1 pseudogene is annotated in these 252 nt (G+C 67.9%); it reads left to right on the plus strand.

Going from position 1 to position 252, the window contains the following annotated elements:
• Positions 1-252 (plus strand): annotated as a pseudogene (locus tag P9230_RS32345) (isoaspartyl peptidase/L-asparaginase); the annotation flags it as partial.

The raw sequence follows: 252 nt of genomic DNA on the forward strand, positions 1-252 counted from the left end.
GGCACTGCCGCGTTTTGCGCGGGCGGCGGCAACGCTGTCCGGCACGGTGCCGGGCGGAGTCGGGGCGCGAGTGGTCTCCACATGGGATTTCGGCGTGCCGGCCAACCAGGCAGCTTGGACCGTGCTCGGCAAGGGTGGCAGACCGCTGGATGCCGTTGAAACCGGCGTGCTGGTGCCCGAGTCGGATCTGCATAATCACAGCGTGGGCCGTGCGGGTTATCCGGATCGCGACGGCAAGGTCACTTTGGATGC

Origin of the sequence: Mesorhizobium sp. WSM4887 (genome assembly GCF_029625865.1) — a bacterium.
GTDB lineage: Bacteria > Pseudomonadota > Alphaproteobacteria > Rhizobiales > Rhizobiaceae > Mesorhizobium.